The organism is Microcoleus sp. K5-D4 (assembly GCF_036704575.1).
Lineage (GTDB): Bacteria > Cyanobacteriota > Cyanobacteriia > Cyanobacteriales > Microcoleaceae > Microcoleus.
Genome location: NZ_JAUBSD010000030.1, coordinates 22,139 through 44,661 on the forward strand (window position 1 = coordinate 22,139; position 22,523 = coordinate 44,661).

Annotated in this window: 15 protein-coding genes; 12 read left to right on the top strand and 3 right to left on the bottom strand. The window is 44.4% G+C overall.

All coding sequences use genetic code 11. The annotated features are described in order from the left end of the window. The first annotated feature begins 23 nt into the window (after positions 1-23). Positions 24-1,121 (top strand): type IV pilus twitching motility protein PilT, encoded by a 1,098-nt coding sequence (locus tag QUA77_RS12075; RefSeq protein ID WP_333042216.1) that lies wholly within the window; start codon positions 24-26, stop codon positions 1,119-1,121. A gap of 87 nt (positions 1,122-1,208) precedes the next feature. Then, on the top strand, positions 1,209-2,336 hold the full coding sequence (locus tag QUA77_RS12080; protein ID WP_333342058.1) for a type II secretion system F family protein: 1,128 nt from the start codon (positions 1,209-1,211) through the stop codon (positions 2,334-2,336). A gap of 713 nt (positions 2,337-3,049) precedes the next feature. On the opposite strand, the gene QUA77_RS12085 is transcribed toward QUA77_RS12080, so the two are convergent. Next, positions 3,050-3,319 carry a transposase gene (locus tag QUA77_RS12085; protein WP_333450278.1) on the bottom strand — a complete coding sequence of 90 codons (270 nt, stop codon included), beginning with the start codon at positions 3,317-3,319 and terminating at the stop codon, positions 3,050-3,052. Positions 3,320-3,379: 60 nt separating this feature from the next. On the opposite strand from QUA77_RS12085, the gene QUA77_RS12090 reads away from it, so the two are divergent. Next, positions 3,380-4,501, top strand: coding sequence for a glycosyltransferase family 4 protein (locus QUA77_RS12090; protein ID WP_333450279.1), 1,122 nt, complete (start codon positions 3,380-3,382; stop codon positions 4,499-4,501). Between the two features lie 11 nt (positions 4,502-4,512). Further along, a complete protein-coding gene (locus tag QUA77_RS12095; RefSeq protein ID WP_333043063.1) occupies positions 4,513-4,746 on the top strand; it encodes a hypothetical protein in 234 nt (77 codons plus the stop codon). A gap of 123 nt (positions 4,747-4,869) precedes the next feature. On the opposite strand, the gene QUA77_RS12100 is transcribed toward QUA77_RS12095, so the two are convergent. After that, positions 4,870-5,805, bottom strand: coding sequence for an exopolyphosphatase (locus QUA77_RS12100; RefSeq protein WP_333450280.1), 936 nt, complete (start codon positions 5,803-5,805; stop codon positions 4,870-4,872). 66 nt (positions 5,806-5,871) lie between these two features. On the opposite strand from QUA77_RS12100, the gene bioF reads away from it, so the two are divergent. From bioF to QUA77_RS12130, 6 genes are all read left to right on the top strand, one after another. Further along, positions 5,872-7,044 (top strand): 8-amino-7-oxononanoate synthase, encoded by a 1,173-nt coding sequence (bioF, locus tag QUA77_RS12105; RefSeq protein WP_333450281.1) that lies wholly within the window; start codon positions 5,872-5,874, stop codon positions 7,042-7,044. A gap of 288 nt (positions 7,045-7,332) precedes the next feature. Then, entirely contained in the window at positions 7,333-7,482 is a 150-nt protein-coding gene (gene pirA / locus QUA77_RS12110) for an arginine synthesis PII-interacting regulator PirA (RefSeq protein WP_172185012.1), read from the top strand. A gap of 1,109 nt (positions 7,483-8,591) precedes the next feature. Further along, a complete protein-coding gene (locus QUA77_RS12115; RefSeq protein WP_333450282.1) occupies positions 8,592-11,516 on the top strand; it encodes an ATP-binding protein in 2,925 nt (974 codons plus the stop codon). A gap of 12 nt (positions 11,517-11,528) precedes the next feature. After that, positions 11,529-11,900, top strand: a complete 372-nt coding sequence (locus QUA77_RS12120) for a response regulator (RefSeq protein WP_333041608.1) — start codon at positions 11,529-11,531, stop codon at positions 11,898-11,900. Between the two features lie 152 nt (positions 11,901-12,052). Then, a complete protein-coding gene (locus QUA77_RS12125) occupies positions 12,053-13,390 on the top strand; it encodes a response regulator (protein ID WP_333041606.1) in 1,338 nt (445 codons plus the stop codon). 157 nt (positions 13,391-13,547) lie between these two features. Further along, entirely contained in the window at positions 13,548-14,939 is a 1,392-nt protein-coding gene (locus QUA77_RS12130; RefSeq protein WP_333450283.1) for an ATP-binding protein, read from the top strand. Positions 14,940-15,180: 241 nt separating this feature from the next. Here the strand turns inward: QUA77_RS12130 and QUA77_RS12135 are convergent, their stop codons facing one another. After that, positions 15,181-16,548, bottom strand: a complete 1,368-nt coding sequence (locus QUA77_RS12135) for a TldD/PmbA family protein (protein ID WP_333450284.1) — start codon at positions 16,546-16,548, stop codon at positions 15,181-15,183. 460 nt (positions 16,549-17,008) lie between these two features. Between QUA77_RS12135 and QUA77_RS12140 the strand changes: the two genes are divergently transcribed. Beyond that, positions 17,009-21,271 carry a PAS domain S-box protein gene (locus QUA77_RS12140; protein WP_333450285.1) on the top strand — a complete coding sequence of 1,421 codons (4,263 nt, stop codon included), beginning with the start codon at positions 17,009-17,011 and terminating at the stop codon, positions 21,269-21,271. Positions 21,272-21,459: 188 nt separating this feature from the next. Next, positions 21,460-22,317, top strand: a complete 858-nt coding sequence (locus QUA77_RS12145; protein ID WP_333041599.1) for a DUF1361 domain-containing protein — start codon at positions 21,460-21,462, stop codon at positions 22,315-22,317. Positions 22,318-22,523: the final 206 nt, after the last annotated feature.

A 22,523-nucleotide genomic window follows, 5' to 3' on the forward strand; every position in this document is an offset into this window, starting at 1 on the left:
AATTTGATCGAGGAGAGGTATCTATGGGTCTGATGATTGAAGACGTACTGGAGTCCCTGGTAGAGCAAGGGGGTTCGGACATACACATCCAAGCGGGCGCGCCTATATTCTTCCGAGTCAGCGGGAAACTAACTCCTCAGACTCAATACGGCGACATTCTGTCTGCTGAGGAAGTGCAGATCCTAATTTTCCAAATGCTCAACAATATGCAGCGCAAGCAGTTGGAAATGGAGTGGGAACTCGACTGCGCTTACGGCGTTCGGGGATTGGCTCGGTTCCGTGTCAATGTCTACCGCGAGCGGGGTGCTTGGGCTGCTTGTATGCGGGCTCTGGCTTCTAAGATTCCTAACGCAGATGCTTTAGGCGTGCCGCAGATTTTGCGGGATCTGACGGAAAGACCCAGGGGTATGCTGTTGGTGACGGGACAAACGGGTTCTGGGAAAACAACTACGATGGCGGCTTTGTTGGATCTGATCAACCGGACGCGGGCGGAACATATTCTAACAGTTGAAGACCCAATCGAATACGTGTTTCCTAATATCAAGAGTTTGTTTCACCAGCGCCAAAAGGGCGAAGATACTAAGAGCTTTGCTAATGCGCTCAGAGCAGCTTTGCGCGAAGATCCAGATGTGATTCTGGTGGGGGAAATGCGGGACTTGGAAACCATCGGTCTGGCAATTTCGGCGGCAGAAACGGGTCACATGGTGATGGGAACGTTGCACACTAATTCTGCGGGTGCAACGATTGATCGGATTTTGGACGTGTTCCCGCCCATTCAACAACCCCAGGTTCGCGCCCAGGTGTCTAACTCTTTGGTGGGAATTTGCAGCCAAAATTTGGTTGTGAAAGTTGGGGGCGGCCGCTGCTGCGCTATGGAAATCATGGTGAATACTCCAGCTATGGCTAACTTGATCCGGGAGGGCAAAACTCCAATGATTTACTCCCAAATCCAAATGGGGGCGAAATTGGGCATGAGGACGATGGAAATGGCTCTCGCTGAACTTTACAAGAGCGGTAAAGTCACTTGGGAAGCGGCAATGGGCAAGGCTTCTAAGGCTGACGAACTCGAACGCTTGATCGGCCCGGCACCTGTTGGTGGCGCCCCGGTAAAAGCTCATTAGTTCAGTCAGCAGTCATTAGTCAGAAGTCTGCCGACTGAATTAATGACTGATGAGTCATAAATTTTAATAAATTTTCAGAGGTGAGCTGTGGCTACCAACGTTATCCGCGAAAAACCGAAAGGTGGCTTTGATTTCAGTAAAATTCAGGAGCAAATCGAGTATAACCTTACCAGTCTTACTGTTAAGGATATGGCTATTTTTGCTCGTCAGTTTGCGGCTATGTTTAATGCAGGGGTGGCGATCGTGAGATGCCTTTCCGTGCTGCACGAGCAGTGTTCTAATGCTAAACTGAAGCGAGCGCTCAGAAGCATGAATGCTGATGTGCAGGAGGGGATAAACTTAGCAGAGGCGATGGCTAAGTTTCCTGATGTTTTTGACCAACTGTTTATCAGTATGGTGGCGGCGGGAGAAGTCGGGGGGGTGCTAGATGAAACCCTAGACCGTCTGGCGGTGATGATGGAAAAAAATCACAAGACGGAGGCTGAAATTAATTCGGCGATGTCTTATCCGAAGACTGTGTTCTTTATTGCGATCGTGATTTTTTTCGCAATGACCATATTCTTGCTACCAACTTTCGCTAAAATATTTAAGGATATTGGTGCAGATTTGCCAGCTTTTACGGTGTTTATGTTGGCAATTAGTGCATTTTGTACCGCTTGGCCTCCGATCCAACAGATAACAGTTATTGGGGTAATTATAGCACTCAAAATTGCCTTCGATATGTACTACAAAACTCCAATAGGTCGCCTACAAATTGATAGGATTGCGATGAAGTTGCCGATTTTTGGAGATTTGATCGAAAAATCTGCGGTGGCTCGGTTTTGCGTGATATTTGGGTCGCTGACGCGATCGGGCGTGCCGATTCTCAATTCTTTGGAAATTGTGCGAGATGTGGCGGGGAATCAGGCGATATCTAATGCGATCGAATATGCGAGACAGGAAATTCAAAGCGGCGGCATGATCAGTATTGCTTTGCAAGAACAAGCTGTTTTTCCGTCTTTGGCCATTCAAATGATGGCAATTGGCGAGGAGACCGGGGAACTTGACAAGATGCTAATGAAAGTTGGCGCTTTCTACGAAACGGAAGTCGAAGAAGCAGTAAAAGGACTTACCAGTATGCTAGAACCTCTGATGATTGTTGTCGTCGGTGCTATCGTAGGTTCGATTTTGCTGTCGATGTATCTGCCGATGTTTGCAGTGTTCCAGAAGCTGTAAAAAAGAGCTAATTAGTTATTAGTTATTAGTTATTAGTTAGTAGCAATTAACGCATAACCAATGACTATTTCAATCGTCCCCAGGCTCTGCCTGGGCAGACTTTTGGAGGAGGTAAATCCTCGATTAAAAGGAGAAAACAATTTGGAGGCAGAGCCTCCAAATCTTCATTACCAGGGTCTTCCCATTGGTGACAACTTACGAAAATATCACAAAAGTCAAGTAGGATAGGCAGACAGATTTAACTGCTGCCTAATCCTGGCTTTCTGCTCCAGGGTAAACGCATCTTAATTTGAACCCAAAATATGCTACAGTTAAATGCGAATAAATTTCAAGGTAGTTATTGTAGTTTATGGGTGCTATCAATGGCAAAAGGTTTTACTCAAACTTTAAACACCAACCAAAACAAACAGATTCCTTGCCTGTGGTGAATATATTAAATCCCAGTTTTTTAGAATATTTGACCAATTTGAACTACCCCAGAATAGAAAGAATAAAAAAATTTACTCAAAGATGTTACACCGGAATCGCATCTTAATTAAGGTAGAATGGTGAGGAAAATTTTTAAAACATTTGACAGCATAATTCAAGTGCAGCTCCTAAACTAAGGAATGAAAATTGAGTGTGATGCTGATAGCCAGCTAAGCACGCTCGCTGGGGTTCCACCTAGTTGATTTATCTCCATCACGTGTTCTTGCCTAGGGCGTGTTTTCAAACTATAACCACAACCAAATGCAGGCGATCGTAATCAGGGCTGTATAATTGGTATCCAGCTTATCATCTCGAATAGCGATCGGACTCCATTGCTTGAGTCGGTGGATAGCACGTTCAACAATGTTCCGTTGCCGGTAGATTTCACGGCAGTTTTTTTCCATCTGCCTCAGTGAGGGATACCTGCCGGGAGTCCATTCCCAGTTTAACTGTTTGTTGATCGCCGATCGCGTCTCCACCGCAGCCCTGCCTCTGGCGGGTGCATTTTCTGTCATTTGTCAAGTACAATTTATACCAAATTAGATGCGATCACCCTGCACTAATAACCAATAAATATGGTTCACTTTAACGTTGCCTTTCAACACTTTAACTCCTTCACCGACATTACCCTATCCCTGGCGAAAACTTTACACCAAATGGGCATTCCTATTTCGGTCGAACCTTCAACAATAGCCTCTCATCTCAGCCGCCATTCCACAGCAGAAGAAAACGACCTGCTAGAGAAGTGGATGAACACCACACCCTCAGATTTATTTCAGATCAAATGGTCTCATTATTGGAAACCTTATTTTTTCAAAGAACTCAACGGACATCTAAACTTAGAACTTTTTGCTATCAATTACGAATTCGCCAAAAACAATGATGATTATGATTACTGGATTTACGATGCTGTTAACACTTCATCCCACAAACTAGCCGTCAGTCAATATTCTAAAAACGTTTTAATAAAAGCTGGATGTCCGGCGGCCAACGTCTCAGTCATGCCTCTAGGTTTCAATCCTTTAATCTCGCAACTCTATTTGCCCCGACCGCAACAAAACCAAAAAGATGTAAAACATATTCTGCACATGACCAATTCTTTTGATTTGTATAGATTTGGAACGGATCTCGCCATTCAAGCTTTTTGGGAAGAGTTTAAGTATGATTCTAACATAGAGTTAATAATCAAAGATGGAGGCAAAAATTCAGATGTTATAGTGAAACATCTCGCCCATATCGAAAAGCAGCTCGGCAAGTTAAAGGCCAAAATTCTGATAATCCCTAAATTTTGTAATAAAGCAGAACTAGCTGATTTATACTTGTCAGCCGATGCTTTTTTAGCTCCGTTTCGCGGCGAGGGTTTTGCGATTAAAATTTTGGATGCCTTTGCAGCAGGTTTGCCCGTTGCTATGACTATGTACGGCGGCCCGACTGAGTACGCCAATCCTCATAACTGCTATCCCATTGCTTACGATCTAATTCCCGTAGGAAAGTGTTACGATACTCAGTATCTAGAAATCAGAAATGCTCCTCATTGGGCAGAACCAAATGTTCAGTCTGTTCGCGAACAGTTGCGAAAAATTGTTGAAGACCCGATGCGTTTTCACGTAGCTCAAAAAGCTAGAGAGACGGCGGATTTATTTAATTGGGAAGCTGCCGCTCAAAAATTGTTAAGATTAATGCGAAAGTTGTTTTAGGAGCCGAAATTATGGGACTCGAACGCAAAATGTTTAGGGGAATGTTTTCGCCCGGGGAAGTGGTACGATTGAAACAGCCTTGTTTTACTCCCGGGCGATTGTTTGAGCCAGGAAAATATAACGCTGATGAGTTGCCGGATATCGCTTTTGATATGGGTTTGGTAGACCATTTGCCACCAGTCAAAGGCAACAGTTCAGAAAATCTCAATGTTCAGAACCAGCCCGCTCAAAATCTTGAGGACTAAACTCTCGTTTGCAGTAAGGACTTCAGCCCTAAAAATCCCCCTTTGTAGTAAGGACTTTAGTGCTGAAAATTAAAATAAATAATCAAAGACTAAAGTCCTGACTGCAAAAAAGATAAAGCCAATTTAACCATTTTCTTCTATCTGGGCAATTAACTCTTTCAAAACTTGACTAGCTTTGTCGTTCTCAATCTGACAAGTTCCGGCATTCTGGTGCCCACCGCCGCCATATCTTAACATTAACTCCCCAATATTAGTTTGAGAAGTTTTGTTAAAGATTGACTTGCCAACTGCGAGAACAGTATTTTGTTGTTTCAGTCCCCAAAGTACGTGAATTGATATATTGCAGTGAGGAAATAAAGCATAAATTACAAAACGATTCCCCGCATAAATCACCTCTTCGTTACGCAAATCCAAAACAACTAAATTATTATAAACTTTGGCGCATCGCTGTATTTGCTCTTTAAATTTTTCTTCTTGCTCGAAGTAGAGGTCTACTCTTTCTTTTACATCAGGAAGCTGCAATATTTCATCAATGGTATGATTTTTGCAGTAATCGATTAACTGCATCATTAACTGATAATTGGAAACGGTAAATTCTTTAAACCTTCCCAACCCCGTTCTGGCATCCATTATGAAATTTAACAGCACCCATTCTTGCGGGTGCAGAACCTCTTCTTTGGCAAATTGAGCGGAATCTGATTTGTCAACGGCAGCCATCATAGCCTCAGAAATATCAGGAAACTTTGCTTGACCTCCATAATATTTGTACAGTACCCTCGCTGCTGAAGCTGCATAGGGATCGATGATGTGGTTAATTTTGATTTTCTCGTGTCTAAGAGTTTCGCTGAAATGGTGATCGAAAGCTAGATGAACTCCATCAACATAGGGTAAATTGGTGCTAATATCGTTATTTGTTATTTCGATTTTCCCATCCTGCATATCTTTAGGATGCACGAATTTAATCTCGTCGATCATATCGAGTTCTTTGAGCAAAACGGCACAGACAAGACCGTCAAAATCGCTGCGGGTGACTAATCTGTATTTTTTAGTGAGTGGCATATGCTTCTGTGATAGGGAGGAACTGATCACCAGCTAATATAACGTATTACCCGATCGCTTTCCAATATGAACGCAGACCCTTACGCTTGGATAGAGAAGGCCCTGGACACAGTTCGCCGTGCCGATTGGTATCGATCGCCAGAATCGATCGAAAGTTCCCCCGGGGCGGTGGTAAAATTAGCAGGCCGTCGGCTGATTAACTTTGCCAGCAACGATTATCTCGGGCTTGCGGGCCATGACAGGTTAATTCAAGCTGCTATGGCTGCAACTAAGGAATTTGGTACGGGTGCGACAGGTTCAAGGTTGGTTAGCGGACACCGCGATTTGCACCGACAGCTAGAACAAGCTATTGCTAATTTAAAACAAACTGAAGATGCTTTAGTATTCAGTTCGGGATATTTGGCGAATCTAGGGGCGATCGCATCCGTTGTCGGCAAGCGCGATTTGATATTATCTGACAAGTACAACCATTCGAGCCTGAAAAACGGAGCTATACTCAGTGGTGCAACTGCCCTAGAGTACAGTCACTGCAATCTTGAGGATTTAACGGCAAAGTTAGAGAAAAATCGCGCAAGATACCGCAAGTGTTTAATTATTACCGATAGCGTCTTTAGCATGGATGGGGACTTGTGTCCGCTACCGCAGTTGTTGGCTGTGGCCGAAACCTTTAACTGCATGGTATTAGTAGATGAAGCTCACGCTACAGGAGTTTTCGGTGCTAGCGGTGCAGGTTGTGCAGAACATTTCGGGTGTACGGGAACACCGCTGATTCAAGTGGGGACACTCAGCAAAGCTTTGGGAAGTTTAGGTGGTTACGTTGCGGGCTCTGCTGCTTTAATTGATTTTCTGCGTAATCGAGCTCCGAGTTGGATTTATACTACAGCATTGACGCCTGCTGACGCGGCGGCTGCTTTGGAAGCTGTGAGGATTGTACACCAAGAACCAGAACGCCGAGTTCGGTTGCGACAAAATATCGAAACTTTCAAATATTGCGCGATTACCAATCACCAATTACCAATTAGTAATTCCCTCTCCCCTATTTTCAGTCTTCCGTTAAAAAATGCAGCCTCCGCTTTAACAGTCGGCAGCAAACTCAAGGAGATGGGTATTTTTGCTCCGGCGATTCGGCCTCCGACTGTAAGCGTCAGTCGAATTCGGATTTCGCTGATGGCAACTCACGAGCTCGCACACCTTCAGCAGTTGGTAGAGGCGCTGGAGGAAGTTTTGAGTTTTGAGTAAATGTTGGGTACGTCATAAGTACCTTACCCTTTGAGTAAATGTTGTGAGATGGGGAGAATTTCTACTTCTGCCTTCTGCAGCTCTAGCTTTCTGCCTTCTGCAGCTCTAGCGTTCTGCCTTTTTTTTTATTGTCAAGATATCGCTATTGACTTATGGCCAATCTTATACAGGAGTTTGGTCGATCGGTCAACAACTGTAAATTTTTTGTAAATTTAGATACTTTTTGAAATTTAGCGCTATATTAGAGAAGTAGCAGGTACACCAAATTTAATATAAGGAACGTCCACCATGAACACAAATCGTCAAAACGTAAAAAAAGTAGCTGAAACCCACCGCGCTAACATTCACAAGCAACTGATGCACCGCATAGAAGTAGCGAGATCCAGTGGGAACCAAGATTTGGTTCGGGTGCTGGAAGAGGAAATGAGACAGCTTTAAAGAAGCTGCAACTAGAATTTGCCGTAGTTTGGTTTAGAGGGTTGTGCGAGAAATGCAGAATTCCGGCAACCGCTACCTGTGAACTTTTGACTCCTCTCTTAGTTGGTAGGAAAAACCCCGGTTTCTTGAAGAAACCGGGATTTTTTATTGAGAAGGAAGAAGAAAGAAGGAAGAGGGAACACTCCTGCACGCACAAACTCTATCTTTAGGGTGCGCCTCAGCCCAAAGAGTCTGTACCAATAGCGGATTGAACCATTCATTTTTTGCGTAAGTTCTGAAGTCAGAACGAAGAAGCAACAGGGAAGAACAAGACTTACGCTGCATTTCTTCTATTTTGACACTATCTTTAGTAGTAAGGTGCGCCGAGGCCCACTCTACTAATTAACTACAGGAGTTACGCAATTGGCACATGGTGAGGGAGTGATCACCGCCTCACCCATCACTTTAAGCAGTCTGGGGCACTGACAAGTGGACAGTCGCGACTAACAACCAAACTCAATCCAGCACGAATAACGTACACTCATATGTGTGCTATTCCTTGGAAAATTGAGCAATTTCCTAGGGAAATCAAGCACCTAAGGGGAGAGAATATTGCCAGTGCCGTCAAGCTATAATTCCCAGAAATCATATTGCTTGCCATGAACTTGCGTGGGGTAGGCGCTCAAAATTTTAGCCCATAAAACTCGTCAAACAATATATCAAATTAAACACGGCTGCTATCAAATTATTTAATTGAGCAACTAAAACTTGCCGAAGTTCCGATATTTATTGTCTAGTTTTTTGGTGCTGGCACACAAAGGTGTGACAGTTGCGTAAATCCTACCCAATTTCTCTGTAATGCCTGAAGTCCCTAAATACCCAACGGGTTAGGCGAAGCCATCAACGGCATGGCTAAAAAAACACAAAATTAGCAACACTCAGAAGTTAGAAATAAAATGTAATAAGATAATATTGAAGATGGATTGAGATAGATTTTCATGATTGACTGGGAAAGGCAGCTTAGCCAAAATTTAAGGCTAGCAACCATTATTAACAGAAACAAGTTTAGATATATAAACCTGAACATCGGGTAGCGACTGCAATATCCAAAAAATATATAGGTAAAATTGATGGCGACAGACATCCGACACCAGCCGGAAAACGGCTACCATTCAGAACCAACTCAGCCTTCCCCAACAGAAAATTTTAGTAGGCGATCGCCCATGCGCCTCCAGAGAAGCCTGAGTTCTATTGAAACCTGGGGCTTTGGCCTGAGCGGTCATATCGCATGGGTAACAATTGCACCACCAATGTACGCGGCTCTGGGCCCAAATGCAATTTTCGTCTGGCTGCCCGCGGTGCTGTTGGGGGTAATGCTGAACCTGCAAGTGAAACGCTTAGGGGAACATTGGCCAGAGATGTCAGGGGGAACACCCAACTATATCACCAGGCTACTGAGGAACTATCCCTCTCTGGGTCGCTATGCGGCGTTCGGTTACTTTCTGAGTTGGGTAGTATATCCATCAGTGAATGCGATCGTCATCACAGATCTCATCCAAGCTAACCTGGAACCCTTGGGCATTCCCTGTCCCAGAACAATTCTCATAGTTGGATTCACGCTGATCGCTTATATTGTGGCATTTAGCGGCACTCGCGCTCTAGGAATACTGCACGCATTTTTCGTGTTCCCAGCAATTGGATTTCTACTGGTGTTTGGCATTCAAGGAATGGGATGGTTAGCTTTATCTCCAGAGAGTCCCGGACTTTTCCCCAGCAGTTGGCCAACCTTAACCTTTGTGGACTGGGCTAAGTGGTCATGCTTCGCGATCTACGCTACTTGCGCCTGCGAAACCGCTTCTTCCTTTGTCGCCGACAGCCGTCGTCCCAGTGAAACTTTGCGGTTTCTGAACTTAGCTGCCGCGCTAATTGTGCCGATATTTCTAGCCAACTCCTGGGTACTAATGCGCTTAGCCACCGCTGAAGGACTGGGGGAAGACTCGTTTAAGAATTTATCAGCAGCCGCCGTACCATTTTGGGGCCCGTCAGCTTCATTAATCGTGACACTATTGCTGGCTTCAAGCTGTTTTCTAGCTTGCGCCACTGCGGTTTCTAACTCTCCCCGAATTTTGTACCAACTCGCTCTAGATGGATATGTTGCACCCGTTTTTGCGATCGTTTCCCGCCGAGGTGTTCTGCAACCGGGCTTGATATTTTGCGTTTTAATTAATTTGATCGGTTTATTTTGGATAGATATAACTCGGCTATTGGTGATTGGTTGTGTTGCCTTCATCGTAATGTTGATGTCACTCTATCTCGGACTCTGGCTGCGGCGAGGATCTCCAGAAGTGCGATGGCCTTGGTGGGCATTAGGCTTCTTTATTTTAAATGGTGTGGTGTTGCTGGTTGGAGGCTTAGCTTGGAGTCGGGAAGATGTGCTGATTGGGTTGCTGTTTCCTGTGGTTATTTTCGTAGTCGATGCGGCTATCCGTCGCATTCCCTTTGCACCGTTTCATCCAGAATGGTGGATTCAGCGTTATCGGCAAGATCGCAAGAGCTTGATACCAGATTTTGTGGCGTTTCAGGTTGTAGTCGCGATTTTACTGATTTGTAGCGCCGTTACTGTCGGCTGGTTGTTTGGTATTCCCTTAGAGGCTAACTCAACTCTTGCCTCTAATCTTTTGGTAGTGCTAGTCTTGAGTATCACCTTTGTCGGGGTAGCCGTTGCCTGTTGGACGAGCATATCCCAGGTTGTCTTAATGGACGAGGCACGAGAGGGAGCAGAACAGCTTTTTACCATTGCCCTAGATGCTATTGTAGTGCTGGATGAAAAAGGTGTAATTCGTCAGACTAATCCCGCTGCTGAAAGCGTCTTCGGAATAGATATTACAAGGCTAATTGGGTCTTACCTGAACAAATTACTACCCGGATTAGCGGCTCAGCCAGAGCAGTGGCTCAGTCGCAGCGAACAAACCCTCAACTTACCCGATGGAAACTCGCGAATCCTCGAAGTTGCCATCTCAAACCGATTCTCTCAACAAGCTTCTCTTTCCAATCAGGATCTCCAAGAATATGTGGCGATCGTGCGCGATATCACCGATCGCAAGCAAGCTCAAGAAGCACTGCAAAAAGCTAATGAGGAACTAGAAATCAAAGTCGAGGAGCGTACATCTGAACTCACCCATACTGTGCAGCAATTGCAAAATGAGATTGAAGAGCGCCAGCGGATAGAAGCAAATCTCAGAGCTATGCAAAATCAAATTGTTGTCCAAGAAAAACTAGCTTCTCTGGGCAGTTTAACCGCAGGGATTGCCCACGAAATCAGAAACCCCTTAAACTTTGTCAACAATTTCTCAGAACTTTCTGCTGAATTAACAGAAGAACTGTTTGAAAAAATTGAAAATCAAGCAGAACGTTTAGATCCCGAAACCAGTGAGGATATTGCCGAGCTATTAACAGATCTCACAGCTAATCTTAAAAAAATCAATCAACACGGTCAAAGAGCAGATAAAATCGTTGGCAATATGCTTTTGCATTCGAGGGGACAAAGCGGTCACTGGGAAGCTACAGATATAAATAGTTTATTAGCCGAATATATCAATCTAGCCTATCACGGGATGCGAGCGAAGGAAGCTGCTTTTAACATTACCATAGAAACCGACTATGACAAAGACATTGGCGAAGTAGAGGTCGTGCCACAAGATATCGGTAGGGTTTTTCTTAACATTATTAGCAATGCTTGCTATGCAGCCTATAAAAAGCAGCAAGAAATCGGACAAGAATTTTCACCGCTGCTTGACGTGAGAACTCGAAATCTTGGTGACGCGATTGAAATCCGCATTCGCGATAATGGCTCAGGTATAAAACCCGAGGTACTCGATAAAATTTTCAATCCCTTTTTTACTACAAAACCACCAGCCGAAGGTACTGGTCTAGGTCTGTCTATAAGTCAGGATGTTATCGTCCAGCAACACCGAGGAGAACTCAAAGTCGAAACAGAAGTTGGAAATTACACAGAGTTTATAATCATATTGCCCCAAAAAAGTAGCAGAAATTAAGGAGTTCAAAAAATGAAAGTAATGGTTGTAGACGACGAAGAAGATATCCAGTCACTGTTCAAGCAGAAATTTAGGAAAGAAATCAAAGCCGGGCAAATTCAATTTCATTTTTGTCTGTCCGCAGAGGCAGCTTTGAACTACTTAGGAAATCAGGATGAAGCGTCTATTGTATTGATTTTATCGGATATTAATATGCCAGGAATGAATGGGCTAGAACTGCTCAGGATTCTCAAAGAAAAGTTTCCCGATTTAAAAGTTTTTATGATTACGGCTTATGGAGATGAGAAAAATTACCAAACCGCAATGGCTTATGGAGCTGATGACTATATTACTAAGCCTGTTAATTTTGATACACTAAAAAATAAAATACTCAACTTGGAGTAAATTCACAAGGAAACATATTTAGTAATTCGTAATGAGTAATTGGTAATTAAAAGGAGTATCTCAGTCGAGTTGAAATTGCTCGATTGCATTTTCCTTCGGTTCTTCTGGAACGCTAAGTCTTTATAAGTTTTAAGAGTCACTAAAAAATTAATATGTCAGCAAAAATAATGTTTGTGGATGATGAAACCGATTTAGAATCTCTAGTTTCCCAGAGATTTAGAAAAAAAATCCGCGCCGAAAAATGGCAGCTTTTTTTTGCCCACAATGGCGTACAAGCGCTGGAAAAATTGAAAGAATACCCGGATGTAGATATAGTAGTGACCGACCTTAATATGCCTGAAATGGATGGCATGACTTTACTCTCTAAACTTAATCAGATAAACCTCCCTTTCAAAACAATAGTTATATCAGCCTATGGCGACCTGAAAAATATAAGAAATGCGATGAACTTCGGTGCTTTTGACTTTCTAACCAAGCCGATAGATTTTCAGGATTTAGAAATTACCCTCAACAAAACGCTGCGCGAGGTGCAACAGTTAAAAGAAAATCTGCGCTTGCGGGAGTCAGAAGCTCGCGCTAGAGAAGAAGCTCAGCATTTACAGAGCTGTATGCAAGACCTAAAAAAGACCCAAGCTCAACTGATTCAGACTGCAAAAATGTCTTCTTTGGGTCAAGTGGTTGCGGGGATTGCCCATGAAATCAATAACCCCGTCAACTTTATCTACGGCAATATCAGCCACGTCAGTGATTATATCCAAGACCTACTCCACCTGCTGCATCTCTATCAGCAGCATTACACTCCTCCCAGTTCGGAGATTAAAACTGAAATCGAAGCCATAGATTTGGAATTTCTGATAGCAGATTTACCCGCAATTCTGGCTTCGATGAAAGGGGGTGTTGACCGCATTCAGAAGATTGTTTTGTCTTTGCGTAACTTCTCAAGGTTGGATGAAGCTCATATAAAGCCTGTTGACATTCACGAGGGGATAAAAAGCAGCCTGATGATTTTGCACAATCGACTTCACACAAGGGCAGCGCGTCCTGAGATTCAAGTGATCGAGGACTACAGCGCTCTGCCTTTAGTCGAATGCTATGCTGCAGAAGTAAACCAGGTGTTTATCAACATCCTTTCTAATGCGATTGATGCTTTGAAGGAGTACAACAAACAACGGTCACTAGAGGACATCCGCGCTTGCCCGCTGGCCATTACTATTCGCACTTTTCTGCTAGAGGAAAAATCCCGTGTCGTCATTCAAATTCTGGACAATGGGCCGGGAATGACCGCCCTGGTGAAAGACCGTATTTTTGAACCATTTTTTACTACTAAGCCTGTAGGTGAGGGTACTGGTTTGGGTCTCTATATCAGCTACCAAATTGTACAGGAGAAGCATGGGGGCGCATTGAAGTGTTTTTCAGAGGTGGGGCAGGGAACAGAGTTCTGGATTGAAATTCCAATCAGACAAACGAGGACGACACTCAACCTTAGCTAATCCATCGACTTTTACCAAACTCAGAGCCTATTCTAGCCATCCGGTTTGCCATTGCAGAAACCAGCCTTTTCATTACTCCTGAAATAATCTATAATAGGACGTAAAGTAGATAAAAATTACTCGTTGGATAAGTTAATGAACCCTAGGAGTTCAAAAAATGTCGCCTACAACCGAAATGGCTCTCAAGATGCCAGCTAAAATATTATTTGTGGATGACGAGCCAGATTTAGAATGTTTAATTTCCCAGAAATTTAGAACTAAGATCCGCACAGGAGAATACCAAGTTTTTTTTGCACATAATGGCGTAGAAGCGCTTTCCAAGTTGCTAGAACAGCCGGATATAGATATTGTACTGACAGACATTAATATGCCAGTGATGGATGGTATGGCTTTGCTCGCGAAACTTAACGAGCTAGTTACTCTGGTCCAAACAGTAGTTATATCTGCCTATGGCGACTTGGGAAATATCAGAAAGGCGATGAACGGTGGGGCCTTTGATTTTTTGACGAAGCCTATAGATTTTCAGGATTTAGAAATTACAATTAACAAAACATTGTCCCATGTGCAACAACTAAAGGAAAACGAGCGCTCCCGCCAAGAAAGAGAGGAGAAATTGCGGCAATCCGAAGCGCGAGAGCGAGAAAAAGCCATCCAACTAGAACTGGCACTGCAAAATTTACAGCGCACCCAGTCTCAGCTTATTCAGACTGAGAAAATGTCGAGCTTAGGACAACTAATTGCAGGTATTGCCCACGAAATTAATAATCCTGTTAACTTCATCTATGGCAACTTAACTTATGTCGCCGATTACACTCATCAGCTATTGAGTTTAATCACACTTTACCAACAGCACGATGCCGATAAATACCCTGAAATCGAAGCTTTGATTGAGCAAATAGAGCTGGAATTTATCAAAGAGGATATGCCTAAAATGCTGTCTTCGATGCAATTGGGGGCAGAACGTATCCGTCAGATTGTGGTGACGTTGCGGAACTTCTCGCGCCTAGACGAAGCTGAGATGAAACCCGTTAATATTCATGAGGGAATCGATAGCTCTCTAGTAATTTTGCAGAGTCAGCTCAAGGCTAAGCCGAATTCTTCGTCTATTCAAGTTATTAAAGAATACGGAGATTTGCCACAAATAGAATGTTATGCCTGTCAGTTGAATCAGGTATTTATGAATTTGCTAAGCAATGCCATTTATGCCTTGAATCACTATGATAAAAAACTCTGCCCTGAGCAAATTAAAAACGAGCTTAGGACGATTACGATTGCTACTTCTATGCTGAATCGCGAGTGGGTAAGAATCAGTTTTAAAGACAATGGCCCGGGGATGACAAGTGATGTAATAAATCGGCTGTTTAATCCTTTTTTTACAACTAAACCTCTGGGTGATGGCACGGGCTTGGGATTATCGATCAGCTATCAGATTGTGGTGGAGAAGCACGGCGGAGATTTGAAATGTTTTTCGCAGCCAGAGCGAGGTTCAGAATTTGTGATTGAGATTCCGATTAGGCAGAATAATCGGATAGAGATGAAGGCGAGTTAAGGGGAATTAAACAAAAAATCAGCAAAGTCTGGTAAAGTCTATAATCCCGATCGCACTTCCCCAATTTCTCTGTAATTTCTGAAGTCCCCCAAACACCGAACGACCTAGCTGAAGCCCTCAATAGTAGATTTTGAGTGGTTTGTCAACTTGTCAGTGTCCCGGACTGGTTAAGGTGAGGCGTGAGGGCGCCCTCACCTTAACCAGTTGCGTAACTCTTGAACTAATAACTAATGACTAATGATTACCTTCCTCCGACTACAACATTTTTAATCCGCAAATGGGGGCCGCCGACGCTTACGGGTAGACCGCTCTGACCGCCTTTACCACAACCGCCGTAGGCATAAACCGAGTCGTTTCCTATCGACTCAATATCCTTTAACGTCTGAAATACATTGCCGCTTAAAGTGACATCGCTGACCGGTTCGGCCAATTTGCCGTCGCGAATCATGAACCCTTGAGCCGCCGCAAAGGTAAACATTTCGCCGTTGGTTTGTCCTCCCAACATCCGCACTGCATAAACTCCTTCGTCAATGTCCGCAACCATTTCGTCAAAAGAATGTTCGCCAGACTCGATCGCAGTATTAGTCATCCGCACCAAAGGCATAAAAGTAGCACTCAGAGCCCGGGCATTTCCCGTCGGACTTTCGCCCATTTTTCCCGCAGTCTCGCGATTGTGCATCCGAGCCGCTAAAACTCCATTTTTAATTAAATGCTTGCACTGAGCCGGCACGCCTTCGTCGTCGTATTTCAAAGTTCCCGGCAATCCCGGCACAGTTGCGTCGTCTATTACATTCAATTGTTTGATCGCCACAGGCTTGCCCAAAGTCAACAATTCCTGCATTTTCGGGTTTTCGTAAATGCCGTCTGCTTCCGACAAATGACCGAAAGCTTCGTGAATAAACACCCCCGACAAATAAGGGTCTAAAATCACCGGATACTGACCGCCTTTCACCGATTTTGCCTCTAGTTGGCCCACAGCTCGAACGGCCGCACTCTTAACACGATCTTCAATATTTGTCAAAACATCGTAATCCGATCGCGAGTGAATCGACTCAAACCCTTGGCGGACTACACCACCCTCGCCGCGGGCGATCGCTCCGAAACGGCCGGTCACGTCCAAGCGCTCTTGAGCGATGCAAGTACCTTGAGAATTCACAAAATAAGTAATCCCAAATCTGTCGCTGTAACCTGCCATTGTCGTCTGAATTCGCGGGTCATAATCTAACAGCAACTGATTGTAAGATTCGAGCAATTTCCGCTTTTCGGCTAGAGTAATAGAGCGCGGGTCGCGGCCCAATTCCACCGCTACATAATCTTGAATCGGGGTGACATCTGCTAGTATAGTTTTTTCGCTGCCAACCAAACGAGACTGCACTACAGCTTCTTCAATGCGGTCTTTTAACTCATCTAAACCGTTAAAAGTTACAAAACTCCAGCCACCTTTGTGACAGGCCCGGATGCCGCCGGCGAGACTAAAACTGCGGTTGACAGCATCTAACTGAGGGCCGCGAAAACTAATCGCAGTTGACTCGCTTTGTTCGAGGCGAACTTCCAGATAATCCACGCGATCGCGGTAAGGTGCGATCGCTTCCATCAACTGTTCTTGCATCAAATTGCCCCTATGAATGATTAGCCGTAGCGCTGAAAAAAATTATTGCTAACCTTATTTTAGCTAATAACTCCCGTCTTTCGGGTACGCGCTGCCCCACCGCTGTGGTGCGGGAGCATGGCGCGCCCTACCCGATTAAGGGGGAGTCAGTCGATTTGAGATTTGAGATTTGAGATTGACCCGTCGTGAGTCTGCGAAGGAATGAATCCGGGGGCTTATGACCACATTACTTTCGGTCAGTCGATTTGAGATTTAAAACTTTTTCCATAGAATTGATGATGAGAGGCTTGGCGATCGCCGACGTTCGGCAGGCGTCCTAGAACACAAAAAACTCGCGCCCGCTTGCGAAAAGCCCGGTATGCCGAAAATCTTGCATTTGCCTAGAGAAATCAAACTAAACTAAATCTATCTAAAGATCTAAAAAATATATCTTAACCGCCGGCAGATGGAATACTTGAAGGTGAAAAAAATTCAAATTTCACCGTATTTAGCAGCAATTTCGGCATCAATAGCAATTTTGGTCGGAGTTAGCATTTTAGATCGATCGGAACAGCGGCGGTTTTTTCACTACAACCGCGCTAGCACCCTCGATCGGCTCAGCACAGTCCGTTCTAAGCTCGAAGGCTCTTTGAATTCCCGCCTGTTTTTGATGCGGGGTTTGGGGGCCTACCTTTCCAACAACCCCAACATCACCGAAGCCGAGTTTACAGCGACGGCGAGAATTCTGGTGGCACAGCAACCGGGAATCCGCGCCATAACTTTAGTTAAAGGCACGACGGTCGCTTACATTTACCCACGGGAGGGAAATGAAGGGGTGATCGGGGTTGACTTGACGGCGCTACCCGAACAGCGGCAAATGGTCAAAGAGGTCATCCGAACCAGAAAAACTTTGCTAGCCGGGCCCGTGAAATTATTGGAGGGGGACGAGACTTTCATCAGCCGATCGCCGATTTTTCTCACACCCTCCGGCGCCGAGCCTGAAACAGGAGTTTACTGGGGCTTGACAGGTCTAATCATCGACAAAAATTCCCTGATTGAGGAAGCAGGACTCAACGACTCCTCAGCAAAGCTCCAATACGCTCTGCGGGGCAAAGACGGGAAGGGAGCATCCGGCCCTGTGTTTTTCGGTGACGGGTCAATTTTTCAGCACAATCCCGTGCTGCTGGAAGTAACTTTGCCCAACGGTTCCTGGCAGTTGGCAGCAATTCCGGCGGGAGGATGGCCTGCGAGTTCGCCGTTTCGGGGCTGGCTGCTTTTTGGAGGTGGCTTGCTGGCACTTTTGAGCGGGGCGGTGGTTTTTAGCTGGGTGTACGGTCGTGCGAAACTGCGTGCGAGCGAAGTTAAGTATCGGCAATTAGTTGAGAATGCTAACAGCATGATTGTGCAGTTAGACAGTGAAGGCAAGATTACTTTTTTTAACGAGTGTGCTGAAACTTTTTTCGGGTATTCAGAAGCAGAAATCATTGGCAAAAGTGCGATCGGCACAATTATACCGAAAACAGATTTATCCGAAAGTGACCTGGCGGCAATGATTCGAGACTGTTTGACACAGCCGGAAAAATACTTCCAAAACGAAAATGAAAACATCCGCAGCAATGGAGAAAGGGTGTGGATAGCGTGGACAAATAAACCTTTACTAGATGCGAAGGGAAATGTGGCAGGACTGCTTTGTATCGGGACGGATATTAGCGATCGCAAACAAGCTGAAATCGCCCTCCAAGCTTCTGAATCGGAACTTCGAGCTTTGTTCGCTGCCATGAACGACGTAATTTTTGTGATTGATATTGAGGGACGTTATCTAAAAATTGCGCCCACAAATCCAGAACTTTTATACAAACCGTCGGCGGAACTTATAAACAAAACTCTGCACGATATCCTGCCACAAGAAACAGCAGATTTTTTCCTCAGTCAAATTCAACTTACCGCCGACACAAAACAGACCCGTTCCATAGAATACAGCCTGCAAATAGACCACCAAGAAGTTTGGTTTGTCGCTAACATTTCTCCAATGCAGGAAAACACTTTTATTTGGATAGCCCGCGACATTACGGAGCGCAAGCAAGCTGAAAGTTGGTTGATCGGTCAAAAACAAATTTTAGAAATGATTGCTAAGGGCACAAATCTTGGCGCTACTTTAAATACTTTAGTTGAAATTATCGAACAACAATCTAGAGATGTCATGGGTTCAATATTGCTTCTCGCTCCAGACGGCAAACATTTGCTGCACGGAGCAGCGCCCAGTTTGCCCGACAGTTACAATGCTGCTATTCATGGCATAGCCATCGGCCCGGATGTCGGTTCCTGTGGCACTGCTGCCTTTAGCCGCCAACAGGTGATCGTTACAGATATTGCCAGCGATCCTTTGTGGGAAAATTTTCGAGATTTAGCCTTGAGTTTTGGACTGAGAGCTTGCTTGTCTACTCCTATTTTTTCATCTCAGGGTCAGGTTTTGGGAACTTTTGGAATGTATTATTCCCAACCGCGCCACCCCCATCTTTTTGAGCTGCAATTGATAGAGGCGATCGTAAACTTAGCAGGAATTGCGATCGAACGCAAACAAGCAGAAGAAAGTCTCAAACAACTCAACCAAGAACTAGAAGATAGAGTCAAACAGAGAACTGCTCAATTGATGCAAACTGAAGAACGCTGGCAGTTAGCACTCAAAGGCAACAATGACGGCATTTGGGACTGGAACTTGCAAACAGGTGAACTTTTTGTGTCAGAGCGTTTTAAGGAAATCACTGGTTACGAAGATAGTGATATTAGCGATTACAATAACAAATGGAATAAGAGTTTACATCCCGATGATTTAGCGATTTCTCAGCAACTTCTTCAAGAACACTTGGAGAGAAAAACGCCGCATTACATCACCGAATACCGATTGTGGTGCTACAACAGCGCCTACAAATGGATATTGAGTCGGGGACAAGCTTTGTGGGACGCATCTGGAAAAGCAGTCCGCATGGTTGGTTCAATTACTGACATTACGGAGCGCAAACAAGCAGAGGAAGCACTGCAGGAAAGCGAGGCAAAATTCCAAAAGCTGTCTGCTAATTTGCCTGGAATCATTTATCAATTTTTGTTATGTCCCGATGGCTCTTTTAGTTTTCCTTACATAAGTGCTGCTTGCCGAGAAATTTTTGAGTTAGAACCAGAAGATGTTCTGAAAAATGCGGCTTTGGTCACAGATTTGATTTATCCCGAAGACCGCCAAAATTATGACGAATCTGTTGCTATTTCAGCCCTAAATCTGCAACCGTCGCAGTGGGAAGGACGGATGCTGCTACCTTCCGGCAAAATTCATTGGTTTCAGATAAATTCGCGTCCTGAAGCTAAAGAAAACGGCGATCTTCTTTGGGACGGCATCGCCGTTGATGTTACAGATCGCAAACAAGCTGAATTAGCTTTGCAAGAAAGCCAGCAGTTTATTCAAAAAGTAGCATCAGCTACTCCCGGTATTTTGTATCTCTACGACTTAGAAGAAGAGCGAAACATCTACGCTAATACTTCAGTGTTCGGGCTTTTGGGCTATACATTTGATGAGATTACAGCGATGGATTCGTCATTGATGCCTCAGTTAGTACACCCCGAAGATTTGCCTAAAATTATCAAACATCACGCGAGCTTTGTAGGAGTTGAAGATGGCGAAATTAGGGAAATTGAGTACCGGATGCGGGCCGCAGATGGTGAATTCTTATGGCTGCAAAGTCGGGATACTATTTTTAGCAGGAATGTTGACGGTCAGGCTAAGGTAATAATTGGATTTTGCCAGGATATTACGACTCGCAAGCAAGCAGAGGAAGCACTGCGACAAAGCGAGGCGCGAGAAAGAGAAAAAGCTCGAGATTTAGAGTCAGCGCTGCAGGAATTGCGCTCTACTCAAACTCAGCTCATCCAAACTGAAAAAATGTCTTCTTTGGGGCAATTAGTGGCTGGGATTGCACACGAGATTAATAATCCCGTTAACTTCATTTACGCTAATATTGATTATCTAAACCAGTATACAAAACAGTTGCTTGATCTGGTGAGTCTTTACGAACATGAGTATCCCGAACATAATTCAAAAATTGTGGAGCGCATTCAAGAGATAGATTTGGATTTCATGGCTGAGGATTTAAGAAAACTTGTGGGTTCAATGCAGGTAGGAACCGAGCGCATCCGGCAAATTGTGTTGTCCCTCAGAAATTTCTCACGACTGGATGAATCCGCAATGAAGCCGGTCGATATTCACGTGGGGATTGAAAGCACTTTGTTAATTTTGCAGCACCGCTTGAAGAGTCGGGACAGCCGCCCGGAAATTGAAGTAATTAAGGAGTTTGGAAACCTGCCACTGGTGGAGTGCTATGCGAGCCAACTGAATCAGGTGTTTATGAATATTATTGCTAATGCAATTGATGCTATTGAAGAACGATATCACCAGTTATCGGTTCCACAATTAGAGACCAAGAGTGGCCGCCTTACTATTTCCACTGATGTAACCACCCAGAACACTGTGAGGGTAGAAATTTCGGACAACGGTACGGGGATTCCCGATGGGATAGTTGAACGAATTTTTAACCCATTTTTTACTACGAAAGCTGTGGGGAAAGGTACGGGGTTGGGAATGTCTATCGCGCACTCGATTGTGGTGGAAAAGCACAAGGGCAAGATTGACTGTATTTCGTCCATAGGATGCGGAACAACTTTTAAGATTGAGATTCCGATCCACCAAGTGTATAAATAGTCTGGTGCGTCACTCGATCTTAAATTTTAGATTAGAGATTGACTCCACAGTGGTAGGGGGGGTTAGCAATTCTTAATTTTCAGGCGCGGAGCGATAAGCTGACGCACCCTACAAGTTAACGACTAAAATAGACTGAAGCTGCTAAGGCAGCGGTGCTGCATCAAACCTTTAATTGTATAAAAATTGACATGATGGGATTAATCCTGGAAGCGCTGCAAGCAATGGGACACAATGTCCGTTGGATGTCTTGGAATTTGTTTTTGAGTTTAGTACCGCTGGGCCTGAGTTTTTGGCTGTTCCGCAAACCTCGATCGCGCTGGCTGCTGTGGGGTACGGGCATTCTCCTGGGCGCTACTTTTTTGCCCAGTACGCGCCATGTTTTTAACTATCTGAAGCACATTGTGCAAGATGTAGGAAAAACTTACCTTTTGGGCGCGATCGCGATTACGCTGGCACTGATGGCTTTAGACATCTGGGTACTGCGGCAGCGCGGAGTTCGCTCTCTCCGCTGGTGGGGCGGTTTTTTCTGGTTTATCGCATTTTTGCCCAATGCGCCCTACGTTTTAACTGATATCATTCACCTGATTGAGCAGATTAAAGAGGGGAACTCGGTATGGACTGTGACTCTAGCTTTGATCCCGCAGTATCTGGCGTTTATGCTGGTCGGGTTTGGGGCTTACGTCCTGTCGGTGATGAATTTGGGTTACTATTTGAAGCAACAGGGTTGGAGTAAATTTATCCTGGCAACAGAGATAACTATACACGCACTTTCGGCGATCGGAATTTATTTAGGGCGATTTATCCGCTTCAACACTTGGGATATTCTTACTAACCCCGATGCGCTAGTTAACACAGTAATGAACGATTTGATAGGTAAGCGTCCGGTTTTAGTAATGGCTGTAACTTTTGTAGTAATTGCTGTTTTGTATTGGGTAATGAAACAAGTAATTTTAGGAATTAGCCAGCGATTTTACAGCAGTAAATTGCAGTCGGCGTTGTCCGGCGAAAGCGCCACTGCTTCTGATCCCATCGATTGGAGATTTTAGATTTGAGATTAAAGGATTGACTCCACAGATGAATCTAAGAGCTTGAACTAAGATCCCAACTTTTTTATCTCCACCAGTTAACTCGGAAAAAAAGTTTCCGCCTGGGGGTGAGACAAATTTTTTCGCAAAACTCCGAAATAAATTACTGCTGCGGTTTGTCACAAGACTTGATATGTTAAAAAAGTCAAAGTAGTTTTGTAAACAGC

Excerpts from the sequence above, each read along its gene's own strand:
- QUA77_RS12075 (WP_333042216.1), top strand. The coding sequence starts at position 24 with ATGGGTCTGATGATTGAAGACGTACTGGAGTCCCTGGTAGAGCAAGGG.
- QUA77_RS12085 (WP_333450278.1), bottom strand. The coding sequence starts at position 3,319 with ATGACAGAAAATGCACCCGCCAGAGGCAGGGCTGCGGTGGAGACGCGA.
- QUA77_RS12090 (WP_333450279.1), top strand. The coding sequence starts at position 3,380 with ATGGTTCACTTTAACGTTGCCTTTCAACACTTTAACTCCTTCACCGAC.
- QUA77_RS12095 (WP_333043063.1), top strand. The coding sequence starts at position 4,513 with ATGGGACTCGAACGCAAAATGTTTAGGGGAATGTTTTCGCCCGGGGAA.
- QUA77_RS12100 (WP_333450280.1), bottom strand. The coding sequence starts at position 5,805 with ATGCCACTCACTAAAAAATACAGATTAGTCACCCGCAGCGATTTTGAC.
- bioF (WP_333450281.1), top strand. The coding sequence starts at position 5,872 with ATGAACGCAGACCCTTACGCTTGGATAGAGAAGGCCCTGGACACAGTT.
- pirA (WP_172185012.1), top strand. The coding sequence starts at position 7,333 with ATGAACACAAATCGTCAAAACGTAAAAAAAGTAGCTGAAACCCACCGC.
- QUA77_RS12115 (WP_333450282.1), top strand. The coding sequence starts at position 8,592 with ATGGCGACAGACATCCGACACCAGCCGGAAAACGGCTACCATTCAGAA.
- QUA77_RS12120 (WP_333041608.1), top strand. The coding sequence starts at position 11,529 with ATGAAAGTAATGGTTGTAGACGACGAAGAAGATATCCAGTCACTGTTC.
- QUA77_RS12125 (WP_333041606.1), top strand. The coding sequence starts at position 12,053 with ATGTCAGCAAAAATAATGTTTGTGGATGATGAAACCGATTTAGAATCT.
- QUA77_RS12130 (WP_333450283.1), top strand. The coding sequence starts at position 13,548 with ATGTCGCCTACAACCGAAATGGCTCTCAAGATGCCAGCTAAAATATTA.
- QUA77_RS12135 (WP_333450284.1), bottom strand. The coding sequence starts at position 16,548 with ATGCAAGAACAGTTGATGGAAGCGATCGCACCTTACCGCGATCGCGTG.
- QUA77_RS12145 (WP_333041599.1), top strand. The coding sequence starts at position 21,460 with ATGATGGGATTAATCCTGGAAGCGCTGCAAGCAATGGGACACAATGTC.